The sequence below is a fragment of the Planctomycetota bacterium genome, assembly GCA_035574235.1.
In the GTDB taxonomy this organism is placed as follows: Bacteria; Planctomycetota; MHYJ01; order MHYJ01; family JACPRB01; genus DATLZA01.
The window spans coordinates 1-24,637 of sequence record DATLZA010000056.1 but is presented as its reverse complement, the minus strand read 5'-3'; the positions used below and the strand labels follow the sequence as shown (position 1 = coordinate 24,637).

General features: G+C 67.5%; 20 protein-coding genes and 1 tRNA gene. 4 read left to right on the top strand and 17 right to left on the bottom strand.

What is annotated here, in order from left to right:
• Positions 1 to 54: 54 nt before the first annotated feature.
• From VNO22_04380 to VNO22_04310, 15 genes are all read right to left on the bottom strand, one after another.
• Positions 55 to 1,737 (bottom strand): ATP-binding protein, encoded by a 1,683-nt coding sequence (locus VNO22_04380; GenBank protein HXG60589.1) that lies wholly within the window; start codon positions 1,735 to 1,737, stop codon positions 55 to 57.
• The gene (locus VNO22_04375; GenBank protein ID HXG60588.1) at positions 1,737 to 2,957 is read right to left on the bottom strand and encodes a type II secretion system F family protein; all 1,221 of its coding nucleotides are present in this window, start codon (positions 2,955 to 2,957) and stop codon (positions 1,737 to 1,739) included. Before VNO22_04375 ends, VNO22_04380 begins: the two co-directional genes overlap by 1 nt.
• Before the next feature lie 112 nt (positions 2,958 to 3,069).
• Positions 3,070 to 4,803, bottom strand: coding sequence for an ATPase, T2SS/T4P/T4SS family (locus VNO22_04370; protein HXG60587.1), 1,734 nt, complete (start codon positions 4,801 to 4,803; stop codon positions 3,070 to 3,072).
• Positions 4,804 to 4,805: 2 nt separating this feature from the next.
• Positions 4,806 to 5,282, bottom strand: a complete 477-nt coding sequence (locus VNO22_04365; GenBank protein ID HXG60586.1) for a hypothetical protein — start codon at positions 5,280 to 5,282, stop codon at positions 4,806 to 4,808.
• A gap of 54 nt (positions 5,283 to 5,336) precedes the next feature.
• Positions 5,337 to 6,401, bottom strand: coding sequence for a type IV pilus twitching motility protein PilT (locus VNO22_04360; protein ID HXG60585.1), 1,065 nt, complete (start codon positions 6,399 to 6,401; stop codon positions 5,337 to 5,339).
• Entirely contained in the window at positions 6,401 to 8,431 is a 2,031-nt protein-coding gene (fusA, locus tag VNO22_04355) for an elongation factor G (protein ID HXG60584.1), read from the bottom strand. Before fusA ends, VNO22_04360 begins: the two co-directional genes overlap by 1 nt.
• Positions 8,432 to 8,648: 217 nt before the next feature.
• Positions 8,649 to 9,299: an OmpA family protein gene (locus VNO22_04350; protein HXG60583.1), complete on the bottom strand. Its 651-nt coding sequence runs from the start codon at positions 9,297 to 9,299 to the stop codon at positions 8,649 to 8,651.
• A gap of 113 nt (positions 9,300 to 9,412) precedes the next feature.
• A complete protein-coding gene (locus tag VNO22_04345) occupies positions 9,413 to 10,288 on the bottom strand; it encodes a prepilin peptidase (GenBank protein HXG60582.1) in 876 nt (291 codons plus the stop codon).
• Between the two features lie 9 nt (positions 10,289 to 10,297).
• Positions 10,298 to 11,644, bottom strand: a complete 1,347-nt coding sequence (locus VNO22_04340; protein ID HXG60581.1) for a DNA-directed RNA polymerase subunit alpha C-terminal domain-containing protein — start codon at positions 11,642 to 11,644, stop codon at positions 10,298 to 10,300.
• 58 nt (positions 11,645 to 11,702) lie between these two features.
• A complete protein-coding gene (locus VNO22_04335) occupies positions 11,703 to 12,341 on the bottom strand; it encodes a nucleotide exchange factor GrpE (protein ID HXG60580.1) in 639 nt (212 codons plus the stop codon).
• On the bottom strand, positions 12,328 to 13,482 hold the full coding sequence (gene dnaJ, locus VNO22_04330; protein ID HXG60579.1) for a molecular chaperone DnaJ: 1,155 nt from the start codon (positions 13,480 to 13,482) through the stop codon (positions 12,328 to 12,330). The genes VNO22_04335 and dnaJ overlap by 14 nt, the downstream gene beginning before the upstream one ends.
• Before the next feature lie 67 nt (positions 13,483 to 13,549).
• Entirely contained in the window at positions 13,550 to 15,154 is a 1,605-nt protein-coding gene (groL, locus tag VNO22_04325) for a chaperonin GroEL (protein ID HXG60578.1), read from the bottom strand.
• Positions 15,155 to 15,170: 16 nt separating this feature from the next.
• Positions 15,171 to 15,458, bottom strand: a complete 288-nt coding sequence (groES, locus tag VNO22_04320) for a co-chaperone GroES (protein ID HXG60577.1) — start codon at positions 15,456 to 15,458, stop codon at positions 15,171 to 15,173.
• 42 nt (positions 15,459 to 15,500) lie between these two features.
• Positions 15,501 to 17,120 (bottom strand): chaperonin GroEL, encoded by a 1,620-nt coding sequence (groL, locus tag VNO22_04315; protein HXG60576.1) that lies wholly within the window; start codon positions 17,118 to 17,120, stop codon positions 15,501 to 15,503.
• A 189-nt stretch (positions 17,121 to 17,309) separates the two neighbouring features.
• Positions 17,310 to 17,600 (bottom strand): flagellar biosynthesis anti-sigma factor FlgM, encoded by a 291-nt coding sequence (locus tag VNO22_04310; protein HXG60575.1) that lies wholly within the window; start codon positions 17,598 to 17,600, stop codon positions 17,310 to 17,312.
• A 209-nt stretch (positions 17,601 to 17,809) separates the two neighbouring features.
• Here VNO22_04310 and VNO22_04305 point away from each other — a divergent pair, with 209 nt between their 5' ends.
• From VNO22_04305 to VNO22_04295, 3 genes are all read left to right on the top strand, one after another.
• Positions 17,810 to 18,490 (top strand): hypothetical protein, encoded by a 681-nt coding sequence (locus tag VNO22_04305; protein HXG60574.1) that lies wholly within the window; start codon positions 17,810 to 17,812, stop codon positions 18,488 to 18,490.
• 92 nt (positions 18,491 to 18,582) lie between these two features.
• Positions 18,583 to 18,660 (top strand) — tRNA-Pro (locus VNO22_04300).
• A 61-nt stretch (positions 18,661 to 18,721) separates the two neighbouring features.
• A complete protein-coding gene (locus VNO22_04295; GenBank protein HXG60573.1) occupies positions 18,722 to 20,302 on the top strand; it encodes a vWA domain-containing protein in 1,581 nt (526 codons plus the stop codon).
• A 4-nt stretch (positions 20,303 to 20,306) separates the two neighbouring features.
• On the opposite strand, the gene VNO22_04290 is transcribed toward VNO22_04295, so the two are convergent.
• Entirely contained in the window at positions 20,307 to 21,554 is a 1,248-nt protein-coding gene (locus VNO22_04290; GenBank protein ID HXG60572.1) for a LamG-like jellyroll fold domain-containing protein, read from the bottom strand.
• Positions 21,555 to 21,694: 140 nt separating this feature from the next.
• Here VNO22_04290 and VNO22_04285 point away from each other — a divergent pair, with 140 nt between their 5' ends.
• Positions 21,695 to 23,380 carry a sigma-70 family RNA polymerase sigma factor gene (locus tag VNO22_04285; protein HXG60571.1) on the top strand — a complete coding sequence of 562 codons (1,686 nt, stop codon included), beginning with the start codon at positions 21,695 to 21,697 and terminating at the stop codon, positions 23,378 to 23,380.
• Positions 23,381 to 23,399: 19 nt separating this feature from the next.
• Here the strand turns inward: VNO22_04285 and VNO22_04280 are convergent.
• The coding region (locus tag VNO22_04280) for a DUF1501 domain-containing protein (GenBank protein ID HXG60570.1) at positions 23,400 to 24,637 on the bottom strand (1,238 nt) is incomplete at its 5' end.

Sequence of the window (24,637 nt, the reverse complement as noted above, 5' to 3'; positions counted from 1 at the left end):
CCCAGGCCGGCGCCTCGATCAGCGGCAGGAAAAAGAGGGCGAAGAAAAGGAACGTCATGCGGGGAGCCAGACGCGGACGGTGGTTCCCTTGCCGGGCTGGCTTTCGATCGTAATTTCCCCGCCGTGGGCCTGGATGATCTTGCGGGCGATGGCCAGCCCCATGCCGACGCCGCGGGGCTTGGTCGTGAAGAAGGGGTCGAAGACGCGCGTGATGTTCTCCCGCGGGATGCCGCACCCGTCGTCGGAGACCTCGACGGCGAATCCCTGGCGCCGCTCCGGGGCGGGGCCTCGGGCGCCGGCGCAGCGGAGGCGGATATGGCTGACGCGGAGGTTCTCCTGACAGGCGTCCAGAGCGTTGAGTCCCAGGTTCAGGAACACCTGTTTGAGCTTGTCCGGAGCGCCGCGCACGAGGACGGTGCGGGGGATGTCCGCCTCGATCTCGATGTTGCGGGGGCCCCGCGCCTCCAGGAGCAGCACGGTTTCCCGCAGGACGTCGGCCAGATTGAAAAGGACCATCTCGAGAGGCCGGTCGCTGGCGTAATCGAGGAACTCGCCGATGATTTCGTCGAGACGGTCGCTCTCCCGCACGACGACCTGGAGCAGCTGGCGGTCTTCCTCCCGCGGGAGCTGGCTGGATTCGAGTTCCTGAGCCGCGCCGCGGATGGAGGCCAGAGGGTTGCGGATCTCGTGAGCCATGCCGGCGCTCATTTCGAGGAGCGCGCGAAAGCGTTCGGCGCGGCGGGTCATCTCCTCGATCTGAGTGCGCAGGGACAGGTCGTTGAGGATGGCCACGACGCCGCGGGGGGGACCCGTCTCGCCCTCGGAGAGGCCGGAGACGGCGACGCCGAGGAGCAGTCCGTTGACGCGGCACTCGTCGGCGACGCGTTCGCGGGTCTGAAGCGAGCGGCGGAGGAGCTCCGCCAGGGGGCGCGGGAGGGCCTCCTCGATCTGGCGCCCGCGCGCGGCCTCGGGATCGCGCAGGCCGAGCATGCGGGCGGCCTGGGGATTGACGAACTGGACGGCGCCGAAGCGGTCGGCGGCGACGACGCCGCCGGCCATGGTGCGGACGATTTCGTCGGCCAGGATGCGGGCGCGGCTGGCCTCCGCGGTGAGCTGTCCCACCAGGAGGGCGGCCAGATGGAGGGAGAGGCCGAAGAGGAAGAGAAACGGGAAGAGGAAGTTGAGGCTGGTCGTATGGCCGTGGACGGCGCCGGGGTCCACGAAGGGAAGCCCCTCGCCCACGAGGAAATAGAGGGTGGACACGGCCGCCAGGACCACGGTGGCCAGGGAGGCCATGCCGATCGCCAGGCGCGGCCCGAGAACGATGGCGGCGGCGACGATGACGAGAATGTAGAGGTAGGAAAAGAAGCGGTCCAGGCCCGTGAGGTAGACGAGCACGCCCACGCAGACGACGTCCAGGAAAATCTGGGCGATCGCCAGGGGCCGGAGGGGAACGCCGGCGCGGGCGGCGATGAGGTAGACGAGGTTGAGAAGGCAGGCTCCCAGAAGGACGTGGTACGGCGGATACCCGGTATCCAGGGGGCGCACGACGAGGACGACGGCCAGGGAGACGACCGCGATGGCGAGCCGTCCCAGCATGAGCCCCTTGAGGCGGGCCTCGAGCCGCCGCTCGGCCGGGCCCCGGGGGCTCCCCGGCGGGAGCGCCTCGGGGACCCGGGCGGCGGCGGGGGCACGGGGCTCGGAAGCCCCCGCCGGACGGGCCGAGACGCCGGGCATCACTTCGAAAGCTGCTGCTGAATCTTGATGATCGGCAGGAAGATCGACAGCACGATGAAGCCGACGATCACGCCCATGGTGGCGATGAGCAGCGGCTCGATCAGGGAGGTGAGCGCCTTGACGGTGGCGCGGACCTCCTGGTCGTAGAACTCGGAAATCTTCATGAGGAGTTTTTCGAGGGCGCCGGTCTTTTCGCCGATGGAGATCATGCGGGTGACCATGGGCGGGAAGACCTTGGTGGCCGCCAGCGGGTCGCCCAGGGTTTCGCCCTTGGAGACGGCGTCGCGGGCCTTGAGGACGGCGTCCTCGACGATAACGTTCCCCGCGGTGGAGGCGACGATGTCGAGGGCCCCGAGCATGGGAACGCCGGACTGGATCAGGGTCGCGAAGGTGCGGGAGAAACGGGAGATGGCCACTTTCCGGAAGAGCGGCCCGAAGACCGGGGCGTGCAGAAGAAACCAGTCCCAGTGGCGGCGGCCGGTCTTGGTGCGGATGTAGAGGAAAAAGGAGACGCCGATCGCCACGACGATGCCGATGCAGGCGAGGAACTGATTGCGCATGAACTCGCTGATGTTGAGGAGGATCTGCGTAGGCGCGGGCAACTCCTTCATCTGAAGCTGAATGAAGATTTCCTGAAACTTGGGGACGATTCCGACGATCAGGCCGATCGTGATGGCAAGGATGAGGCACAGGGAGATGACGGGGTACGTCATGGCGGCCTTGATTTCCCGCTTGAGCTCCTCGATCGACTCCATGTAATCGGCCAGGCGCTGGAGGATCACGTCGAGCTGGCCGGACGCCTCGCCGGCCTTGATCATGTTCACGTAGATCTTGGTGAAGAGCTTGGGGTGTTCCGAGAGGGCGGTGGAAAAGTCGCTTCCGCCGCGGACGCGTTCGATGACCCGGTCGAGGACCAGCTTGAAGCCCGCGTCGCTCGCCTGTTCGTGGAGGATTTCGAGGGACTCCAGCAGGGGGATGCCCGCGCTGATCATGGTGGACAGCTGGCGGGTCATGACGGCGATGTCCTTGGTCCGGACGTGGGGCCGCGGGGGCCCGAAGAGGCCGCGTTTCCGGGCGCCTCCCTTCTGTTCGACGAGGGAGGCGACCTGGAGGTTTTTGCGGCGCAGTTCCGCCTGAGCGGCGTTCCGGTCGGCGGCGCGGATGACGCCGTCGACCTTCTTGCCGTCCGCAGTCTTGGCGGCGTACGCGTAGACAGCCATCGTGCACCCTCCTCAGGCCGGCCGGGGCGTGGGCGGCACGGCCGCACTCCACCAGTGTACCCCGAAAAGCGCCGTTGTAAACAGCCCTCGGCGCCGCCGGGGCGCGCCGTTCCTACTCGTCGCCCATCGTCATGCGGAGGACTTCCTCCAGGGAGGTACGGCCCCGCATGGCATTCAGAACGCCGCACCGGCGCAGCGTGAGCATCCCCTTCTTCTGCACGGCGTAGTTCTTGATGTCGATCGACGAACGGCGCTCGATGATCAGGCGCCGGATGTCCTCGTCCACCTCGAGCGCCTCGAGGATCGCGAACCGGCCGCGGTACCCGTTGGAACACTGGGGGCATCCGACGGCCTTCCAGAGCTTGATGTCGTCCTCGGGACGGAATCCGATCTTGAGGAGATCCTCCTTCGGGGGCAGGGCCTCGACGGGCGCCTTGCAGCGGTCGCACAGCTTTCGGCACAGGCGCTGAGCGGCCACGAGGATGCACGAGGAGGCCACCATGAACGGGTCGATTCCCATGTCCACGAGACGCGTGATGGCGCTGGCGGCGTCGTTGGTGTGGAGGGTCGAAAAGACGAGGTGGCCCGTGATGGCCGCCTTGACGCAGATGTCGGCGGTCTCGAAGTCGCGGATTTCGCCGATCATGATCGTATCCGGGTCCTGCCGGAGCAGGCTTCGGAGGGCGGCGGCGAACGTGAGGCCGCGCTTGACGTTGACGGGCACCTGGATGACGCCTTCGAGCTGGTACTCGACCGGATCCTCGACGGTGCAGACGTTTTCCTCGGGGTTGAGGACCTCGCGCAGCGACGCGTAGAGGGTGGTGGACTTTCCCGAGCCGGTGGGACCCGTCACGAGCACCATGCCGTACGACGCGGCGATCGACTTGCGGAAGAGGCGCTCGGCCTCCGGTTCGAACCCGAGCTTGTCGATGCCGATGTTGAGGCTCGACGAGTCGAGCACGCGGAGCACGGCCTTTTCGCCGTGGATCGTCGGCAGGATCGACACGCGGAAGTCGACCTGCCGACCCTCGAACTTCACCTGAAACTTGCCGTCCTGGGGGATCCGCCGCTCCGCGATGTCGAGGTTGGACATGATCTTGATGCGCGAGATGATCGAGTTGATCATCGACTTGGGCGGCGCGACCTGCTCCTTGAGCACGCCGTCCATGCGGTAGCGGATGCGCACGGTCTTCTCGAACGGCTCGATGTGGATGTCGCTGGCGCCCTGGCGGAGCGCCTGAACGATGATCATGTTGACGAGCTTGATGACGGGCGACTCGCCCGTGGCGTCCGAGATGGCCGACAGATCGATCTGCTCCTCGTCCTGCTCCTTCTTGATCTCGACCTCGGCGTCGCCCGTCTTCTCCTCGAGGTCGCCGAGGACCTTTTCCATCTGCTCGGCGTCGCGGTTATAGGCCTTCTTGATGGCCTGGCGGATGCTTCGCTCGCTCGAGACGACCGGCCGCAGGTCGCAGTTCGTCAGCGTCCGCACGTCGTCGAGCTTGAGGATGTCGAAGGGATTGCCCACGGCGAGCGTCAGGACGTTGCCGATCTTGGACAGGGGAAGGACCCCGTAGTACTGGGCGAGTTCCTCGTTGATGACCTTGAGGGCGTCCTCGTCCCAGGTCATCTTCTCGACGTCGACGGGGGGAATGTTGGTCTCGATCGAAAGGGCCGACAGATAGCTCATCTCGTCGACGAACTGCTTTTCCAGGAGGACGTCGGCGAAGGACTTGTTTTCCTTCTCGGCGGCGGCGGCGGCCTCGTCGGCCTTGGCCTCGTCGAGGAGGCCGTGTTTGACGACGATGCGGCGCAGCCGGGGGTAGAACTTGTCCTTGAGGGCCATGGCTATTTCTTCCCCGCCGGGGCGGCGGCCTTGTTCTGGGGCAGGAGTTTCGCCAGGGCCGCCTGGACCTGGCTGGACGTGGACACGTAGACGAACACCTGCCCCTGCACGAGCTTCTCGAGCTTCTCGAGCACGTCGGCGCTCAGGACGCCGGCCACGGCGACGATGAGGGTCTTGCCGATCCGGTCGAGCACGACGAACTGATTCTGCAGCATGAGGTCGGTCGGCACGAGCTGGAACGCCTCCTTGGAGATGCGGTACCGGGAGGCGTCCATGTACGGAAGCCCGAACTGCTTGACGATGGTGCGGGCGATGTCCATTTCCGTGAGGTAGCCCAGCTGGACGAGGGCCTCTCCGAAGAGCTCCCCGGTCACGCGCTGCCGCCGGAGGGCCTCCTGGACCTGGTCCTCCTTGAGGACGCCCTCGTCGACGAGGATTTCGCCGAGCTTGCGGCGGACGAGTTTCGCGATCTGTGCCATTCCCGGATGCCACCCCCCGGTCGCGCCCGCGGGGGCCTCCCCCGCGCGGGAACGCTACCCGCGCTGGAACGTTTTCTTCAGGTCCTCGACATCGCCCGAATATTGTATCGCGTCTTCGAACGTCAAGTGTCCGCCTTTGTAAAGTTCGTAGAGCGACTGGTTCATCGTCTTCATGCCGAGCTTTCCGGACACCTGCATGATCGAGTAGACCTGGTGGGCCTTGTTCTCGCGGATGAGGGAGCGGACCGCGGGGTTGGCCAGGAGGATCTCGCAGGCCAGGGCCCGGCCCTTTCCGTTGGACTTGGGCACGAGCTGCTGGCAGAAGATCGCGTTGAGGACGAACGACAGCTGCGTGCGCACCTGCTGCTGCTGATGCGCCGGGAAGACGTCCACGATGCGGTTGATCGTCTGGACCGCGTCCGAGGTGTGCAGCGTCGCGAAGGTCAGGTGCCCCGTCTCGCTGATCGTGAGGGCCGCCTCGATCGTCTCGAGGTCCCGCATCTCGCCGATGAGCACCACGTCCGGATCCTGGCGCAGCACGTGGCGCAGGGATTCCTTGAACCCGTGGGTGTCGGACCCGACCTCGCGCTGGTTGACGAGCGAATTCTTGTTCTTGTGCACGAACTCGATCGGGTCCTCGATCGTCATGATGTGGTAGTTGCCCGTCGAGTTGATGTAGTCGATCATCGCAGCGAGCGTGGTGGACTTCCCGGAGCCCGTGGCCCCGGTCACCAGCACCAGGCCCCGCGGCTGGTCGCAGAGATCGGTACAGACCTTGCGCGGCAGCCCCAGGTCGTCGAACCCGCGGATCGCGTGGGGCACCAGCCGGAAGACGGCCCCCACCGAGCCCCGCTGGAGAAAGACGTTCGTGCGGAACCGCCCCAGGTTGTCCACGCCGAACGAGAAGTCCAGCTCCAGATCCTTCTCGAAGCGCGCGATCTGGTCCTCCGAAAGGACCCCGTAGACGATCTTCTGGGACTCCTCCTTGGTCAGCGTGTCGAACTCCGTGGGGATGAGCTTCCCGTCCACCCGGATCCGCGGCGGCGATCCGGCCGTGATGTGCAGATCGGAGCCTCCCCGCTGGACGAGAAGCTGCAGCAGTTCCTCGAGGCTGACCATTAGTCTTCTTCCTCCTCGACCTTCTGAGCCTTGGCGATGACCGACTCGGCGATGCGCTGCGGAAGCACGTCGTAATGCGACGGGTCGATCGAGTACGAGCCCTCTCCTCCGGTCACCGAACGCAGCTGGGTTTCGTAGTCCATGATCTCCATCAGGGGAATCTGGGCCCGGACGACCTGGAGGTTGCCCTGCGTATCCATACCCTGGATTCTACCCCGCCGCGAGTTCAGATCGCCGGTGATGTCGCCCATGAAGCGGGAGGGAACGGTCACCTCGATGTTGACGATGGGCTCGAGAAGGACCGGCCGGGCCTTCATGAAGGCGTCCTTGAAGGCCTTGGAGCCCGCCAGCTCGAAGGAGGCCGGACCCGAGTCCACCTCGTGATACGAGCCGTCGTACACTTCCACCTCCACGTCCACCACGGGGTAGCCCGCCAGGACCCCTTTCTCGAGCGTCTTGCGGATCCCCTTCTCGACCGCGGGCATGAACTGCTGGGGAATGCGCCCCTGGGTGACGGCGTCCACGAACCGGAACCCCGCGCCCCGCTCGGCGGGCCGCAGGCGCAGGTACACCTCGCCGTACTGGCCGTGGCCGCCGGTCTGCTTCTTGTGCTTGTGGTGTCCCTCGGCCGCCTGCAGCACCGTCTCCTTGAGCGCCAGCTTCGGCGCCTTGGTGTTGACCTGGACATCGAACTTGCGCTTCAGGCGCGCCAGGATGATCTCGATGTGCAGCTTCGAACGGCCGGTGATCACGAGCTCCCCGGTCGAGGCGTCCCGGGAGAATTTGAAGGTCGGGTCCGAATCGGCCATCTTCTGAAGGGACTCCGACATCCGCGCCAGGTCCTGTTTGGTCTTGGGCTCGACCGCCAGCGACACCATCGAGGCCGGGAACACAAAGGGCGGGTACTGGATCGGGTGCGCGGGGTCGCAGACCGTGTCGCAGGTGTTGAGCTCCTCCACCTTGGTCACGCACACGATGTCCCCCGCCACGGCCGACGCGCACGGCCGCTGCTCCTTGCCGAACGGCTTGAACATGCCGCCGATGCGTCCCGCTTTGCCCACGCGCTGGTTGTAGAGCGGCTGATCCCCCGGAAGCGTTCCCGAATAGACGCGGACGTAGGAAAGCCTCTGAACGAAGGGGTCGGCGATGGACTTGAAGACCTGGCCCGAAAGCGGCCCGTCCGGAGCGTGGACGGCCTCCGCTTTCTTGGCCGGGTCGATCCCCTTCTTGGAGGGCGCCTCCAGGGGCGACGGCGCGAACTGCGCCAGGAACTCGAGGAACTCGGCCACCCCCACGTCCTTCTTGGCCGACGTGCAGACGATGGGGACGATTCTTCCCTGCGCGATCGCGCGGGGCAGCGCCCGCGCCAGCTCCGCGGGGGTCACCGTCTGGCCCTCGAGGTATTTTTCGAGAAGGGCGTCGTCGCTCTCCATGAGCTTCTCGCGCGCCTCCTGGGCGAGATCCTTGTACTCGGCCGGCGCCGCTTCGGGCTGGGCCAGAAGATTCACCACGCCTTTCAGGCTCCCGCCCGAGCCCACGGGAAGGAAGACCGGGACGCATTCGCGCCCGAAGGTTTCGCGCAGGGCCCCCACGAGCTCGGCGAACTTCACGTTCTCCGAGTCCATCTTGTTGACCGCGATGATCCGCGCGACGCCCAGCCCCGCCGCCAGCTCCCACATTTTGCGGGTGTTGACGCGGATGCCGTCGACCGCATGGACGCAGAGCACCGCCGTCTCCGCGGCGTGCAGGCCGCAGATGGCCTCGCCGATGAAATCAGGGTAGCCCGGGGCGTCCAGGAGGTTGATCTCGCGGCCTTGGACGTTCACGGAGGCCACGGCCAGGTCGATCGAGACCTTCCGCTCGCGCTCCTCGGGCTCGAAGTCGAAGACGCTCGTGCCTTCGTCCACGGAGCCCAGACGCGGGGCGGCCTTGCCTTTGAAGAGAAGCGCGTCGGCGAGCGTCGTCTTCCCCGAGGCGTTGTGTCCCACGAAGACGACGTTGCGGATGTCCTTGGTCTCGTACTTGGGCATTCCCGGAATCTCCTCCGATCAGCCCGTTCGTGCCGAGTCCGTGTCCAGGGCGGGCGGCTTACCGGAAGCGCCGGGGACACGGTTCCGCCGGGGAGGGAAGCGGCCTCGCTCACCGGGGGTAAGCGGCCGGCGCCTGGCGCCACGCCTCGTTCCGGCCGATCAGGAGCGCGATTATAGCCGTGCCCGCAGGGGGTGTCAATCGCACCCCCCCGCGGCGTCAGGGTCGGGCCACGACGATCTCGACGCGGCGGTTGCGGGACTTGTTGGAGGCGTCCTGCGGGTGATACTCGCCGTACGCCTCGCAGACGACCTGCCGGGGGTCGAAGCCGCCCTTCTCGATCAGGTAGTGCAGGACCGCATGGGCCCGCTCGAAGGAGAGCTCCCAGTTGCAGTGATACCGGTTCCGCGTCCGGCGGATGGGATCGGTGTCGGAATGCCCCTCGACGCGAAGGACGGCGCCCGGATGATGCTTGCGGATGTAGGCGACCACCTGGCTCATGGTCCGCTCTCCGGCGGAGCTCAAGGCGGCCGATCCGCTGGCGAAGAAGACGTCGCCGGGGATGCCGATCACGGTGTCGTCGCCGCGGCGGCGGATGTCCACCTTGCCCTGAAGCTCGCCGGGAACTTCATAGGGGGTGCTCGTCACTCCGGGCGCGCGCGGCGCCGGGGCGGCCGCCCGGCGCTCGAGGGCCTCGCAGCGGGCCTTGCAGGCCAGAAGATCCGCCTCCACCTGGGCCTTCTGGCGCTCCAGATCCTCGCGTTCCCGCGTCAGGTCGTCCACTTTTCGCTGAAGATCTCCGGTGACGCAGCCCGTCGCCGCCGCCCCCGAAGCCAGAAGCGCCAGGATCGCCGCCAGTTTCCGGGCCATGTGTGCCTCCCCCTCTTCATTGAAAGGGCGTCGCGAAGGAGGCCCCTTCGCCGCCCCTGGAGAGTATATCGGCCCGGGCGCCGCCCGGCAATAGACATTTTATAAATTGTCCCTTACGGAAGCGCCGGCCCCCGCAGAAGATCCAGGTACGCCCGTATCGCCCGGTCCACCCATTCAGGAACAAGAAGCATCGCGAGCGCCCCCGCCGAAAGAAACGGCCCGAACGGCACATACCCCATTCGCCGCACCGCCAGATATTTCCCCACCCCGACGATCGATCCGACAAGACACGCCAGAACGAACGTCAGCAGCACCCCTTTCCAGCCCAGAACGCTCCCGATCATCGCCATGTACTTCACGTCCCCGAAGCCCATCGCCTCCTTCCGGAAAACCAGCTTTCCCAGCACCCCCACCCCCCACAGCACGCCCGCCCCCACCCCCGCCCCCAGCGTCGAGGCCGCAAGCGCCGCCAGGTGCGGATTCGGGATCGCCGCCGGAAGCCCCCGCTCATGCAGAAACGGGAAGGCCGCCGAAACCGCGATCCCGATCGCCGTCCCGGACAGCGTCACCTCGTCCGGAAGAATCCGGAAATCGAGATCGATGAACGTGCAAACGATCATCGAGGCCAGGAACCACGCGTGCACCAGGAACAGCGCCGCTTCCCGCGCCCCCGGATCCCGCGGCCCCCACAGGAGCCGCGCCGCCGCCCACGCGAAAAGCGCCCCGGTCAAAAGCTCGACGGCGGCGTACCGGACGGAGATGGGCGCCCGGCAGAACCGGCAGCGGCCCCGGAGCGCCAGCCAGCTCAGCACCGGAATGTTGTCGTACCACGAAATCGTCCGCAGGCACCGGGGGCACCGCGAACGCGGACCCGCCACGGACATGCAGTTGCGCGGAAGCCGGAAAATGCAGACGTTGAGGAAGGACCCGACAACCAGGCCGAACAGCGTCGCGAAAACCTGAAAAAGCGCGCGCTCGGCCTCGCCCATGGGGCCCGGTTACTCCGGCTTCATGGAGACGCCCAGCTGACCCAGCTTCTTGCGGATCTCCTTGATCGACGTGACCCCGAGATTCTTGCTCTTGAGGAGATCCTTTTCCGTCTTCTGAAGCAGGTCCCCGACCGTCACCAGGCCCAGCTTTTCGAACACCTTCCGGATCCGGCCGGACCACTCGAAATCGGCGAGCTTCTTGGCCAGAACCTCGTCGCCGGCGTCCGAGGCCGCTCCCTCGGCCGACTCCGCGGCGGACATTCCCGACGGCGCCGCCCCCGCCGCCGGTCCGCCCTGGCCCGCCAATCCCAGGCCCTTGGAGCTCAGGAACTCCTTCAGCTCCCTCAGGGAGGTCCGCCCGAAATTCGGCACCGCCAGAAGCTCCTCCTCCGACTTGTTCACAAGGTCCCCCAGCGTGGTCACCCCGAGCTTCTGAAGCGCGTTGCGCACCCGCGGCGAGAACGAAATCTCCGCCACCGGCTGCGCCAGGACCTGCTGGAGCTTGGCCTCGCGGCGCGCCGCCTCCTCGTCGTAGAACATGGTCATCGAGGCCTGCGCGTCCTTGAGGTAAAGCTGCGCGCGCGCGTGGGTCGGGAAGTAATCGAGCACCGACTGGTAGCACTGCGCCGCCCGCTCGTAGTCCCCGCGGTCCTCATACAGGACCCCGAGGTTCATCATCGTATTCACGTGCATGGGCCGAAGCTTGCGCAACTGCTCATAAAGCTCCAGCGCCCGGCTGTCTTCTCCCCGCAGGTCCAGGATGTACGCCAGCCGGAAGAGCGACTCGGGGTGCCCCGGCTCCGTTTCCAGCGCCTTCTCGTACGCCTCCTGCGCCTCCTCGTGGAACCCGCGCACGTCGGCCAGGAGTCCCTTGAGATACCACGCCCGGGCCCCCGCTCCCTTCTTGACGAGCCGATCCACGTGCGCCTCGGCCTCGTCCAGGAGCCCCGCCCGGATCTTGGCCTCGCAATACGCCCCCGAAATCCACGGATCCGACGCGTCCGCGTCGTACGCCTCCTTCAGGGGTTCCAGCGCCTCGACCGGCCGGCCCGCCTCCAGGAGGCTGACGCCCAGAACGTACGACCGCTCCTTGCTCGCCCGCAACGGCTTCAGGATCCGCGCCGCGTCCTCGGACCGGCCGATCAGCCAGTGCGCCGTGCCCCGCCGAACCTCCGCCTTGTTCTCGCTGGCGAGCTTCCTGGCCACTTCGCCGAAGTCCGCCACGACGGCTTCCACCTGCGCGCGCAGGTCCACGTGGGAATGAACCTCCCGGCGCACCTCGTGCAGTCGCTCGGGGGTCAGCTCGTCGGAAGCCAGGAACTCCTTAAGATCCAGCGTTTCGCCCGTTGCGGCCATGGATTCTCCCCGGTAAAGCGGTAAGGAACGGAGTTTATAGCCGAACCGCCCCGGGGAGTCAACGGCTTTCGCCCGCCGGAGCCTCGCCTTCGGCGGCGCCGTTTTGCGGCGGGGGCCTCCGGGCGATCCGGACGGAAGCCGGACGAAGCACCCGATCCCCGATCATCCAGCCCCGCCGGACCTCCTCGAGAATCGTCCCCTCCGGAACGTCCGCGCGCTCCTCAACGCCCACCGCCTCATGGTAGAGCGGATCGAACGCCTTGCCCGCGGTCTCCATCGGCACGACCTCGAACTTCGCCAGGATCCGCAGGAATTCCCGCTCGATCACCCGGATCGCCTCCACGAGCTTGGGATCGTCGAACCGCGCCAGCGGAAAGGCGTCCATGGCCGACAGGAACTCGCGGACGAACTGCTCGACCGCCTGCCGCGTCCACTCCTGGCGCTCCCGCCGCACCCGGTCCTGATAGTTGACGAAGTCCGCCTTGGCGCGGCGCGCCAGGTCCAGATACTCCTCCGCCTTGGCGGCCTTTTCCTGAAGCGCCGCGATCTCCGCGCGGGCCTTCTCCAGGGCCGCAACGGGATCCCCGCCCTCGCGGGACTTCTCCGCCGCCCCGGCGGGCCCCTCGGGCCCGGGTTCTTCCGGTTTCCGTTCTTCCATCATGACCGGCTCGTTGCCTTCCTGCCTATCCTTCATCATGACTCGAAGCGCCCTTCCCGAAGAACCGCTCCCAGAGATTCTTCTTCGAAGACTGCTCCTTTTCGATCTGCTCGAACTCCCGCAGAAGCTCCTCCTGGCGGCGGGTGAGCTTGGCGGGCACGTGCACCACGACGCGCACGACCTGGTCGCCCCGCCCGCGGCCGCGGACGTCGGTAACCCCCAGGCCCCGCAGCCGCAGAAGCGTCCCGCTCGGCGTTCCCCGCGGAATCTTCAGCGGCGCCTTGCCCGTCAGCGTCGGGACCTCGATCTCCGCCCCCAGGGCCGCCTGGGCGAAACTGATCGGGACTTCGCAATAAATGTCGTTCTCCTCGCGCCGGAAGAACGCATGCGGCCGGACCGCGACGTCCACGTACAGGTCTCCCGGCGGGCCTCCGTCCCGGGAAGCTTCGCCCTGCCCGGCCAGCCGGATCCGCGTGCCGTCCTCGATCCCCGCGGGGATCTCGATCTCGATCTCCCGCCGGGTCCGCACCGTCCCCTGGCCGCGGCACTCGGCGCACGGGTGAACGATCCGGCGCCCCTCGCCGCCGCAGGAGGGGCACGTCTGCTGGAGCATGAAGAAGCCGGCGTTCCGGGCCACGATGCCCCGCCCGCCGCAGGTCGCGCACGCCGCCGGCTCCGTGCCCGGCTTCGAACCCGTCCCCCGGCAGGTCCCGCACAGCTCCCGGCGGACGACCTCGACGGCCTTCCGCGCCCCGAGGGCCGCCTCGTGGAACTCCACCTCCAGATCGACGCGCAGGCTCGCTCCCCGCCGCGCCGCGCGCCGGCCCCGCCCCATCCCGAAGAAGTCGCCGAAGACCGACTCCTCGCCGAAGATGTCGCTGAACGCCTCGAAGATGTCCTGGAAGCTGGCCGTCTGAAAGTCGCGAACGGCGTGGCCGCGCAGCCCCTCGTGCCCGTACTGATCGTAGAGACGGCGGCGTTCGTCGTCGGAAAGGACGTCGTAGGCTTCGGAGATCTCCTTGAACTTCTTTTCGGCCTCCTTGTCGCCCGGGTTGCGGTCCGGATGATACTTGAGCGCCAGCTTCCGGTACGCCGCCCGGATTTCGTCCGTGGTCGCGTTCCGGCCGACGCCCAGAAGCTCGTAATAGTCCTTGCGCTCCTCCACCCGGGTGCCCTTCATGGGACGCCGACCCCGCCGGACCGCGGGCGGGGCGCCCGTCCCGCGGCCCGGCCGAACTGCACCGATGTCACTTCACCGCGCCCGCGACCGCTTTCTTCTTCTCCTTGAGCTCGACGACCACGGCCCGCGAGGTCAGCAGCATCGAGGCCGCGCTGGCGGCGTTCTGGATCGCCGAACGCGTCACCTTCGCCGCGTCCAGGATGCCCGCCTCGAACATGTCCACGAACCGGCCCGCCGCCGCGTCGAAGCCCGCCGAGCCTCCGCGCTCCCGGACTTCGGCCAGCACGTACGACGGATCGTGCCCCGCGTTGGCGGCGATGGCCGCCAGCGGCGCCTCGCACGCCCGGGCCACGACCTTCGCCCCGACCGCCTCGTCCCCGGAGAGCGCCAGCTTCTCGATCGCCTGCGCCGCCCGGACGAGGGTCACCCCGCCGCCCGGCACCACGCCCTCCTGGGCGGCCGCCTTCACCGCGTGCACGGCGTCCTCGACCCGGTACTTGCGCTCCTTCATCTCCGCTTCGGTGGCGCCTCCCACCTTGAGAATCGCCACGCCGCCGACCAGCTTGGCCAGCCGCTCCTCGAACTTCTCCCGGTCGTAGTCGCTCGTCGTCTTGCGGATGGACGAACGCAGCTCCTCGATCCGCGCTTCGATCGCCTTCTTGTCGCCCTCGCCGCCGATGATCGTCGTGCGCTCCTTCTCCACCTTGACGCGCTTGGCCCGGCCCAGGTCCTGCAGACGAAGTGATTCGAGCTTGATCCCCAGGTCCTCGGAAACCACCTTCCCGCCCGTCAGGATCGCCATGTCCTGAAGCATCGCCTTGCGGCGGTCGCCGAACGCCGGCGCCTTCACCGCCACGGCCTGGATCACCCCGCGCAGGCGGTTGACGACCAGCGCCGCGAGCGCCTCCCCTTCCACGTCCTCGGCCACGATCAGAAGCGGTCGCCCCGTCTGCGCCACCTGCTCCAGGATCGGAACGAACTCGCGGACGTTGGAAATCTTGCGGTCCGTCAGAAGAATATAGACGTCCTCGTACTCCGCCGAGAGGCTGTCGGGCTTGTTGATGAAGTAGGGCGAGACGTACCCCTTGTCGAACTGGAGGCCCTCGACGAGCTCCACGGTCGTCTCGAACCCCTTGGATTCCTCCACCGTGATGACGCCGTCCCGGCCGGCCTTCTCCATGGCCTTGGCCACGAGATCCGCCACGGACTCGTCGTAGTGGGAGGCGATCAGGGCCACGTGCCGGTAATCCTCGGCGCCGCGCACGGGCCGCGCCAGCCGGCGGATCTCCTCCACGGCGGCCTCCACCGCCCGGTCGATCCCGCGCTTGAGATGCGCGGGGTTCGCCCCCACGCCCAGGGCCTTGAGCCCCTCGGTGTAGATCGCCTCGGCCAGAACGGCCGAGGTCGTCGTGCCGTCGCCGGCGACGTCGTTGGTCTTGTCGGCGGCGGCGTTGGCGACCTTGGCGCCCATGTTCTCGAAGGGATCTTCGAGCTCGATTTCCTTGGAGACGGTGACCCCGTCTTTCGTGGCCTGGGGGGCGCCGCTTTTCTTCTCGAGAATGACGTTGCGGCCGCTGGGGCCCAGGGTCACCCGGACGGTGCCGGCGAGCTTGCGCATGCCCGCCAGCAGCTTCCGCCGCGCCTCCTCGTCGAACATCATCTGCTTGGCCATGGCCTCTCCGTGGGAATTATTCGAGGACCGCGAGAATCTCCGACTCCGTGACGATCTTGTACTCCTTGCCGTCGATCTTCACTTCCGACCCGGCGTACTTCGAGTAGAGGACCTTGTCTCCTTCCTTGACCGACAGCGGCACGACCCGTCCGTTCGGCAGCACCTTGCCGCTGCCGACGGCGACGACCTCGCCCTTCGTGGACTTCTCCTTGGCCGTGTCCGGCAGCACGATCCCGCCCGGAGTCCGGTCCTCGGCCTCCAGCGGCCGGATCACCACGTGGTCGCCCAGGGGCTTGAGCTTCATATGTTCCTCCGTTTGGCTTTCCCGGATTCCCGAACTGGAACGCTAGTCCATCCCGGCTTCGGCGGCCGCGGGCTTCTCCTCTTCCTCGGGAAGCTCGACCACCATCGCCTCGGTCGTCAGAAGAAGGGACGACACGCTCGCCGCGTTCTGAAGCGCGTGCCGCGTCACCTTCACCGGATCCATGATCCCGGCCTCCTTCAGATCGCGGAACTCCAGACGCTCGGCGTCGAACCCGAAGGCTCCCGAGCCGGTCCGCACCTTGCGCACGGCCGTCGAGGGGTCGAACCCGGCGTTGGCGGCGATGACCCGAAGCGGCGCCTCGAGCGCCCGCCGCACGATTTCGACGCCGATCTTCTCGTCCCCTTCCGCGGAGATCCCGTCCAGCGCCTTTTCCGCGCGCAGGAGCGCCACCCCGCCGCCCGGCACCAGCCCTTCCTCCAGGGCCGCCCGGACGGAGTGAAGCGCGTCCTCGACCCGCTTCTTGCGTTCCTTGAGCTCCGTCTCCGTCGCCGCGCCCACATAGATGACCGCCACGCCCCCGGAGAGCTTCGAGAGCCGTTCCTGGAGCTTCTCGCGGTCGTAGTCGGAGTCGCTCTCGGCGTACTCCTTGCGGATCTGCGCGCAGCGGGCCTCCACCGCCTTGCGGTCGCCCGCTCCGTCGAGGATCGTGGTGTAGTCGGCGTCCACGATCACCTTCCGGGCGCGGCCGAGCATCGAGGTCGGCATCTTCGAAAGGTCGATCCCGAGATCCTTGAAGACCGCCCGGCCGCCCGTGAGGATGGCGATGTCCTCGAGCATGGCCTTGCGGCGGTCGCCGTAGCCGGGAGCCTTGACGGCGCAGCACGGCAGGATCCCGCGGAGCTTGTTGACCACGAGCGTCGCCAGCGCCTCCCCTTCCACGTCCTCGGCGATCACGAGCAGCGCCCGCTTCTCCGCGGCCACCTTCTCGAGCAGCGGGATGAGAGGAGCCGCCGACGAGAGCTTGTCCTCATGAATGAAAAGGTAGGGATTCTCGAGCACGCACTCCACGGACTGAGGATTCGTCACGAAGTGCGGCGAAAGGAAGCCGCGGTCGAACTGCATGCCCTCGACGATCTTGATCTCCGTCTGGATTCCCTTGCCTTCCTCCACGGAGATCGCCCCCTCGCGGCCCACCTTCGAAAAGGCCTGCGCCAGCATCTCGCCCACCGCGCGGTCGCCGTTGGCCGCGAGCGTCCCCACCTGAACGAGCCGCTCCCGGTCCTCGACCCGCACGGGCTCGGCGAGCTTTTTGAGCTCCTCCGATACCGCCTCGGCCGCCCGCTTGATGCCCCGGGCCACCGCCACCGCATTGGCCCCCGCCGTCACCACCCGAAGCCCTTCGAGAAAGATCGCCTCGGCCAGGGTCGCCGAAGTCGTCGTGCCGTCGCCGGCCTGGTCGCTCGTCTTGGAGGCCGCCTCCTTGAGCATCTTGGCGGCCATGTTCTCGTAAGGGTCGGTCAGCTCCACCTCCTCGCACACCGTCACGCCGTCCTTGGTCACCGTCGGACCGCCCCACGACTTGTCGATGACGACCGTCCGGCCCCGGGGACCCAGCGTCGAACGCACCGCGGAAGCCACCTTGCCGATCCCGCGGCGAAGCGCGTCCCGCGCGGCCTGGTCGAAGAGGAGCTGCTTGGCCATGGATAGTCTCCGACAATTAAGGGACACCCCCTCAAGCGCAAGTCCCATGCCAGGAAGGAGGGAGAAGGTATGATACAACCGATTGAAAATAAGCGATTTAAAGCAAACGGCGGGCGGGGCCTAAGAGGGTCAATGCCAGAGTGGCAGAAGATGACCGGTTACGGCAGTCGCTTCGAAGGAAGCTCTCCCTTATTCGAGAAGATCCGGATTCTCCCGGAGGAACTTGTCGAGCGCTCCCTCCAGGCGCTCCGGAGTTTCGAGCCGTCCCGACTCGATGAGCCGGCGCATCTCCTCCACGCGGTCCTCCCGCACGGCCGGAAGGCTGAGCGCTTCGGAAACCAGGCGCGCCGAATCGGAGATCTCGACTTTGTCGGACGGCGCGGCGCGGTCGGGGCCGGCGGGCGGCTGGACCCTGGAAACCTTCTGAGGTCCTTCGATCCGACCCGGTCCGCCGACGCCGTCAGCTCTGGAAATGTCCATAGGATGTGTCCCTCACCAAACCCCTCACTCCAAACCCCTGAAACCTTTTCCCCCGGAGCGGCGCAAGTGCGCCATAGAAATTATCGGATCGGCGCCCGCCTTTCTTGAATGATTTTATCGCGCCGGTCCGACTCTGTCACGCATCGGGCGGCTATTGACCTCAAGACCCGGGGCGGCCTACAATCGGCCCCGTTCAGGCGGGAGGTCGCATGATCGCAAACAGCCTGGCCTGGAGCTTTCTGCTCCTTTCCCCCCTTCTCGGCTCCCCCCGGCAGGAAGACCCGGCGGAGCTCAAGCGCCGGATTCTCGAAAAAGTGCGGCAGAAGCTCACCGAGGAGCGCGCCGCCATCCTCCGGCGGGTGGAACGCATCGTCGAGGAGGAGCTGTCCCGTTCGCAGCCGCCGGCCCCCAAGCCTCCCGCACCGCCTCCGGCCGGGGAGTCCGACGCGCGGGTCCGGGAGCTGGAGCGGCGCCTGCGGGCGCTCGAGGAGCAGAAAGAGATTCTCGAGACCGAAATCGCCAAGTCCAAGAGGCTGGCCCTCGACGAGCCCGTGCGCAAGGAAGCGCAGGCAAAAGGCCCGCACGACGAAGAGGAAGCCTCGGAACTTTTCGACCAGGCGCTCGAAGCGCATCAGCGGAAGGACTTCGACGCCTCGGTGCGGCTTTTCAAACGGATCTATTACCAGTTCCCCAAGGAACCGATCGGCGCGACCTCGGCCTACAACGTGGCCTGCGGGTATGCTCTGGCGGGCAAGAAGGACGAGGCCCTTGACTGGCTGGAGATCGCCCTGGCGGCGGGCTTCCGGAAGATCGACCATCTGCGCAAGGATCCCGACCTCGACAGCCTGCGTCAGGAAAAACGCTACCGGCGGCTCCTCACGGACCGCTGATCGGAAGCGTTGCACCCCGCCGGGAATCCGCTATAATGCCCGGCGCCGTCCGGGGTCCCGTCCCGGCCGGCTTCTTCGACCGCTTCTCGGTTCGGGGCGTGGCTCAGCCTGGCTAGAGCGCTTGGTTCGGGACCAAGAGGTCGTGGGTTCAAATCCCGCCGCCCCGACCACCCTTCGCCGCCGCAGGAAGAGCCGATCCCTCCTCTTCCACCGTATATCTCAAAGGGACCCATGCGGACCGCCTTGCTCCTGTTCTGGACGCCCCTCCTGGCGGCTCAGGAACCTCCTCGAAGCCGCCTGGAACCCGAACCCGCCGTCCCCGCCAAGCCCGCCGGATGGGACCGCTCGGCCGCGGAACTCTCCGCCGCTCTTCAGGGGAAAGAGCCGGAGAACCTGCCGCGCCTCCTTCGCGAAATCGCCTCGTGGGACTCCGCCGAGGCGGCCGAAAAACTCCTGAGCGCCTTTCTGAAGTCGGTGCGCCAGCTCGAATCGCACGACGCCCAGGAAACCCGCCTCACCCGCCGGCTCGACGAAATCGGCATGAAGTTCGTCGGCGCCTACAGCCGCCATCCCAATTCCCAGGAAGCCGTCGCGCTCGCCCGTCAATACACCGCCGCGCGACGCGAGTACGAGGCGCTCCTCGACCAGATCGCCTTCCAGGAGGCGGGCGTCGAGGCGATCCTCGACACCCTGGGCCGCTTCCGATCCGCCGAAGCCGTCGAGGCGATCGTCCGGCAGACCCAGGGCGCCTACAGTCTGCGCTACCGGGCGCGCCTCATCGAAACCCTCGGCCGGAATCGGACCGCCACCGCCCTCCGGGGCCTCCTTGAAGTTCTGGCCACGAAGCCCAAAGACGTCGAATGTCTCGCCGCCACCCGCGCCCTGGGAGCCCTGGGCGAACCCGCGCCGGAAGCGGCGGCCGCCCTGCGCGAGTCCCTCGCCTCCGAGCACCGGCAGGTGCGCACCGCCGCCGCCGAGGCGATCGCCGCCCTGGGCATCCGGGCTCTCACCGAGGCGATTCTGGAGGCGCTCAAGATCTCCCGCGGCCGTTGCGCCGCGGACCTCAACGAGGCCCTGAAGAAACTCACCGGCGTGGATAAGCACGGAAACTATGACGCCTGGAAAGCCTGGTGGGATCGGAACCGGGAAGCTTTCCTGGCCGGCGCCTACCGGCCCGAGCCTCTCGAGAAAGCCGGAAGCGCCGGCACCACCACCTTCTACGGCATCCCCGTGATCTCCGACGCCGTGGCGTTCGTCGTGGACGTCTCCGGCAGCATGTGGCAGCCCGCCTCCTGGAAGCCTTCCCCCGAGGAAGGCGCCCCTCCCGGCCTGCGCCTGGCCGGCGACCTCAAGATCCACGTCCTGCAGTACGAGTTGAAAAAGACCCTCCTCAAGCTCCCCGAGGGCGCCCTCGTCTGCCTGATCTTCTTCGATTCCAACCTCCACCTGTACGGAGGCGGACCGGTGCGGCTGACGGCCTCGCGGCGCAAGTCGATGGCCGACTTCGTCGATTCCCTCCAGCAGGGCACCATGACCAATCTCTGGGCGGCGATGGTCAAGGCGCTCTCCTATGCCGGCGACGCCCAGGCGCCCAGCCTGCGAAAGGACGGCATCGACACGATCTACGTCCTCACAGACGGGGTTCCGACCATGGGAGTCACCGAAGCCCCGCGGTTCCTGAACCGCTTCGCCGCCCTCAATCGCTTCACCGACGTCCGCGTCCACGCCGTCCAGATCGGCGCGGACGCCGAAGCGCGCGCGCTGCTGAAGCCCCTGGCGGAGCGGACCGGCGGCGGACACTTCGAACGCTGACGGCCTACGTCCTGAAGAACCTCTTCCATCCCCCGGCGGCCATCATCGCAAGGCCGCCCGCCGCCGCGGCCCACCCGGCCATTTCTCCCGCGGCGCGAACCGTGCCGCACCCGCAGGTTCCGTCGCTGTCGTCATCGTCATCGTCGCCCGCGCCGGAAGGTGGAGGCGCCGTTCCCCCTCCTCCGCCACCCCCGCTCCCTCCGGAACCCGTGTCGACGTTGGCCTCGTTCGACCGCCCGCTCTCCCCGACGCTGCTGACGGCGGTGATGACGTAGTAATAGGTTCCCGCCGAAGGAACGGTATCCGTGTAAGACGTCGTACCCGGCGCGGCCACCTCGGTGTAAGGTCCGCCGGAGGCCGTCGCCCGCCAGACCCGGTAGGTGTAGGAGAGCGACCCCGCCGGAGCCTGCCACGAGAGATTCACCTGGCTTCCAGAAGCGTTCGCCGTCAAGGTGCGGGGCGCCGGCAGGCCGTTGTAAAGCTCCGCGATTTCATTCTGGGACAGGGCCCGGTTGAAAAAGCGCAGGTCATCGACCGCTCCCTGAGCCGCCCACCTGTAGTCCGTGAACCCCGGCCCGGCGATGCCGACCTTCCACGTCGTCGTCCCGTACTCATACATGGCGGCATTGGGCGTGTGGTTGGCTCCTTGCGCCAAGGCGCCGTTGACCCAGATCTGGGCCGTTCCCTGGGTCCGATTCCACACCCCGCACAGGTGGTACCACGAGCCGACCGCGTGCGAGACTTCCCACGTTCCCACGCCCATCCACTCGGGACTCCCGTCGCTGTTGGAATCCGCCCCCCAGTTTTCGAAAAGGAACCACCCCCGGCTGTCGTAGTGAAGCCCCGTATGCCAGCCCGTCTTGATCACGATGCCGGCGCGGGACACGCCGTCGTGCGGATCCGGGGTGGAAGGCAGGGCGTCCGGCCGAAACCAGACCGAGATCGTGTAGTCGCCTTCCTGCAGATTTTCGAGCGCGGAGGTGTTGGGAATCTCCACGTAGTCGTCCGTGCCGCCCGACTGATCGAAGACGATCGCGCGGGGATTCGAATAGCTGAAGACGGGAAGCCCCGAGGTCGCCGTCGAAGGGCTCCCGCCCCAGGACGCGTTCGCCGAGCCGGCGGAATCGGCCGCCGGCCCCGCCGTCTCGTCGAACTTCCAGTACCCGACCGGCCCTCCCGATCCGGCCTGGGGCAAGACGGTCCCCAGCCCCAGGAGAGCGGCCGCCCCGAGCGCCATCTTCCGACTATTCATCCCCGTACCCCTCCTTTCGAAAAACCTCATTCGCTCCTACTCCGTCGCCGACCCGGGATTTTTTGCACCCGATCGCTCCGACCACGGAGGCGTGACACGCGGATGGAACTTCCACATAATGGGATCCGAGGAGGCGGAGCATGGGTGAGCGTGTCGAAAGCCGGAAAACGGATGGAGACCTGATTGAAGCCTTCCTGGAACGTCGCGAGCAGGGGGCCTTCGAGGAAATTGTCCGCCGGTACGAACCTCTCGTCCGAACGGTCTGCCTTCGCGTCCTGAACCACGAGGAGGCGGCCCGCGACGCGGGTCAGGCGGTTTTTCTGACGCTGGCCCTCAAGGCCGGCGTGCTGGACCGGCGCCGCCCCCTGGGCCCGTGGCTTCACCGCGTCGCGTGGGACATCGCCGTCAGCCAGCGGCGCGCGGGCCAGGCGCGCCGCGCCCGCGAGCGGACCGCGATCGAACGGCTCCGAACGGCGGCTCCGTCGCCGCTCGAAGAGGTTCTGCCGATCCTCGACGAGGAAATCAACGGTCTGCCGGAGCGCTACCGGCGGGCTCTCATTCTTTTCCACCTCGAAGGCCGCACGCTCGAGGAAACGGCGGCCGTCCTCGGCCGATCGATCGGAACCGTCGGAGCGTGGCTCTTCCGGGGACGCCGGCTTCTGCGCGACCGCCTGGCCCGCCGGGGCGTGATGCCCGCCCTCTTTCCCGCCGTCCTGGAAACGCTGTCGCCCCCGCCGGGGGCGGAGGCGGCCCTGCGGGTCTGGACCGCCAAGGCGGCCCTGGCCGCCCTGGCGGGACATCCTGCCGCCGGAGGATTCGTTTCCAACACCGTCTGGACCCTGGTCCGTCGAGCGGCGAGCCCGCGTTTCTTCGCACCGATCGCCTCCGCCGCCGGCGCCGCGCTCGTCGCGGCCCTCCTCTGGGCGGCCGCCGGAACCTCCCCCCGGATACCTCCGCCGCGCGCCCCCATCGCCCCGATGCCGCCAGCGGCACCGACGCCGCCCCCGGTGTTCGCCGCTCGGCCGCCGTCCGCGGCGCCCGGAATTCCTTCGGCAACCGAAATCTCCTTCCCGGCCGCAGCGCCGCGGAGATCGGCCGCGCCGGAAGCTCCGCCGCCGATGTCCGGGCCGCGCCGCTCGGATCTCGTCGCGCACTGGCCGCTCGACGGCCCTCGAGAGGACGGGTGGGTCGAGGATCGGTCCGGCCGGGGGCACCGCGGCCGAATCGTGGGACCCGTCTTCTGGACGGCGGGCAAGATCGGCCGTGCGCTCGTTCTGGACGGCCGCGGGTCGTACATCGAACCGGCCGTGTCGCCGGATCTCGAAGGGGTCCACCGCTCCAGTTTCTCGCTGGCGGCCTGGTTCCGGCCGGCGGACATCCCGCCCGGCCGCGATTCCGAAGCTCGAGCGTCCTATGGAATCCTCCTGAGAACCGGCTGGCACATCGGACTTCTGTTCAACCACGAAGGACGCTTTCTCATGACGGACTGGTTGCGGGGAGAGACCGGTCCCGTGTGGAATACGGCCGGCACCTGGGAAACCACGCACGCCGCGGGACACTGGTATCACCTGGCGGGCGTCGTCGACCGGGGCCTGGGGCGGGTGTCGCTCTATGTGAACGGCGTCCTCCGGCACGCGCAGGCCTTCGATCCGTCCCGCGAGGTCTTCGAGGTTCCGGAAGGACGCTGGCGGATCGGAATTGGAAACCCCCACTGGAAGGAATGGTCCTGGCCCGCGCAGGGCGCGATCGACGACGTCCGCCTCTACAACCGGCCGCTCAGTCCGACGGATGTCCGGCTGATCCTGGCCGAAACGCAGGACGAATGAGAAGCGCCGGACGGCGCGGCTAAAGGAGCTCGCGGATCGGCTCGCCTTCGGAGAGCGCCAGGGGGCGGCCGTCGGACGACCGGAACGTGACGGCGGCCGGATCGTATCCCAGAAGCGTGAAGACGGTCGCGTGAATGTCCGCGGGGGTGACGGGCCGCGCGCTCGGATAGGCCCCCTTGGAATCCGACGCGCCCACCACCTGGCCGCCGCGGATGCCGCCTCCGGCCAGAACCACCGAGAAACACTGCGGCCAGTGATCCCGCCCGGCGTCGTTGTTGATGACCGGCGTGCGGCCGAAGTCTCCCATCCAGAGAACGATCGTCGTCTCCAGAAGTCCCCGCTCCGCCAGATCGTCCAGAAGCGCGGTGAACGCCTGCTCCATCGGCGGAACGAGATGCCGGCGCATCTGCTCGAAGTTGTCCTTGTGCGTGTCCCAGACGATGCTCGGTCCGTTGACGGTCGTGACGAAGCGCGCCCCGGCTTCGACCAGCCGCCGCGCCAGCAGATGAGACTGTCCCCAGGAATGGCGGCCATACCGCTCCCGAACGCGATCCGGCTCGCGTGAGAGATCGAACGCCTGCGCCATCTCTCCCGAAAGAACCATCGAGAAGGCCCTCGCGTGAAAAACGTCGAGTTCCCTCGCGACCGGCGTCTCGACCGGCCTCGCGTTCATCTCCAGGCCCTTCAGAAGCTCCCGCCGCGCGGCCAGCCGGTCCGGAGTCATGCCCTCGACCGGCCCAAGGTCCCGCAGTTTGAAGTCCGGAGCGTTCGGATCCGCGTTCAGAACAAAGGGATCGTACTTGGCCCCCAGACAGGCGCCGAACTGCCCCGGCGTCACGTAGGCGGTGCTGTCGCAATGCGGAGCCGGCGTGATGACGTACGGAGGCACCGCCCCGCTGTAGCCGTCCCGCTGCGCCAGCCATCCGGTGAGCGTCCCGAAACTCGGCAGATCGGTGCGGCTGGGATTGATGAGCGTGCTGTCGATCGGATACGGCCGTCCCACGATCGTCCAATACATCGCGGAGTTGTGGTTCTGGTGCTCGTGGTGAACGCTCCGGACGATCGCGTACCGGTGAGCCCGCCGGGCCAGATTCGGAAGAAGCTCCGACACCCGGATTCCCGGCACGGAGGTCGGAATCGCGCGGAAGGGACCCCGCACGTTCTCGGGAGCTTCCGGCTTCGGATCCCAGAGGTCCAGGTGGCTCGGCCCGCCGCAGTTGAAAATGAGGATGACCGAACGCGCTTTGCCGCCGGCGG

Excerpts from the sequence above, each read along its gene's own strand:
- VNO22_04380 (HXG60589.1), bottom strand. The coding sequence starts at position 1,737 with ATGCCCGGCGTCTCGGCCCGTCCGGCGGGGGCTTCCGAGCCCCGTGCC.
- VNO22_04375 (HXG60588.1), bottom strand. The coding sequence starts at position 2,957 with ATGGCTGTCTACGCGTACGCCGCCAAGACTGCGGACGGCAAGAAGGTC.
- VNO22_04370 (HXG60587.1), bottom strand. The coding sequence starts at position 4,803 with ATGGCCCTCAAGGACAAGTTCTACCCCCGGCTGCGCCGCATCGTCGTC.
- VNO22_04365 (HXG60586.1), bottom strand. The coding sequence starts at position 5,282 with ATGGCACAGATCGCGAAACTCGTCCGCCGCAAGCTCGGCGAAATCCTC.
- VNO22_04360 (HXG60585.1), bottom strand. The coding sequence starts at position 6,401 with ATGGTCAGCCTCGAGGAACTGCTGCAGCTTCTCGTCCAGCGGGGAGGC.
- fusA (HXG60584.1), bottom strand. The coding sequence starts at position 8,431 with ATGCCCAAGTACGAGACCAAGGACATCCGCAACGTCGTCTTCGTGGGA.
- VNO22_04350 (HXG60583.1), bottom strand. The coding sequence starts at position 9,299 with ATGGCCCGGAAACTGGCGGCGATCCTGGCGCTTCTGGCTTCGGGGGCG.
- VNO22_04345 (HXG60582.1), bottom strand. The coding sequence starts at position 10,288 with ATGGGCGAGGCCGAGCGCGCGCTTTTTCAGGTTTTCGCGACGCTGTTC.
- VNO22_04340 (HXG60581.1), bottom strand. The coding sequence starts at position 11,644 with ATGGCCGCAACGGGCGAAACGCTGGATCTTAAGGAGTTCCTGGCTTCC.
- VNO22_04335 (HXG60580.1), bottom strand. The coding sequence starts at position 12,341 with ATGATGAAGGATAGGCAGGAAGGCAACGAGCCGGTCATGATGGAAGAA.
- dnaJ (HXG60579.1), bottom strand. The coding sequence starts at position 13,482 with ATGAAGGGCACCCGGGTGGAGGAGCGCAAGGACTATTACGAGCTTCTG.
- groL (HXG60578.1), bottom strand. The coding sequence starts at position 15,154 with ATGGCCAAGCAGATGATGTTCGACGAGGAGGCGCGGCGGAAGCTGCTG.
- groES (HXG60577.1), bottom strand. The coding sequence starts at position 15,458 with ATGAAGCTCAAGCCCCTGGGCGACCACGTGGTGATCCGGCCGCTGGAG.
- groL (HXG60576.1), bottom strand. The coding sequence starts at position 17,120 with ATGGCCAAGCAGCTCCTCTTCGACCAGGCCGCGCGGGACGCGCTTCGC.
- VNO22_04310 (HXG60575.1), bottom strand. The coding sequence starts at position 17,600 with ATGGACATTTCCAGAGCTGACGGCGTCGGCGGACCGGGTCGGATCGAA.
- VNO22_04305 (HXG60574.1), top strand. The coding sequence starts at position 17,810 with ATGATCGCAAACAGCCTGGCCTGGAGCTTTCTGCTCCTTTCCCCCCTT.
- VNO22_04295 (HXG60573.1), top strand. The coding sequence starts at position 18,722 with ATGCGGACCGCCTTGCTCCTGTTCTGGACGCCCCTCCTGGCGGCTCAG.
- VNO22_04290 (HXG60572.1), bottom strand. The coding sequence starts at position 21,554 with ATGAATAGTCGGAAGATGGCGCTCGGGGCGGCCGCTCTCCTGGGGCTG.
- VNO22_04285 (HXG60571.1), top strand. The coding sequence starts at position 21,695 with ATGGGTGAGCGTGTCGAAAGCCGGAAAACGGATGGAGACCTGATTGAA.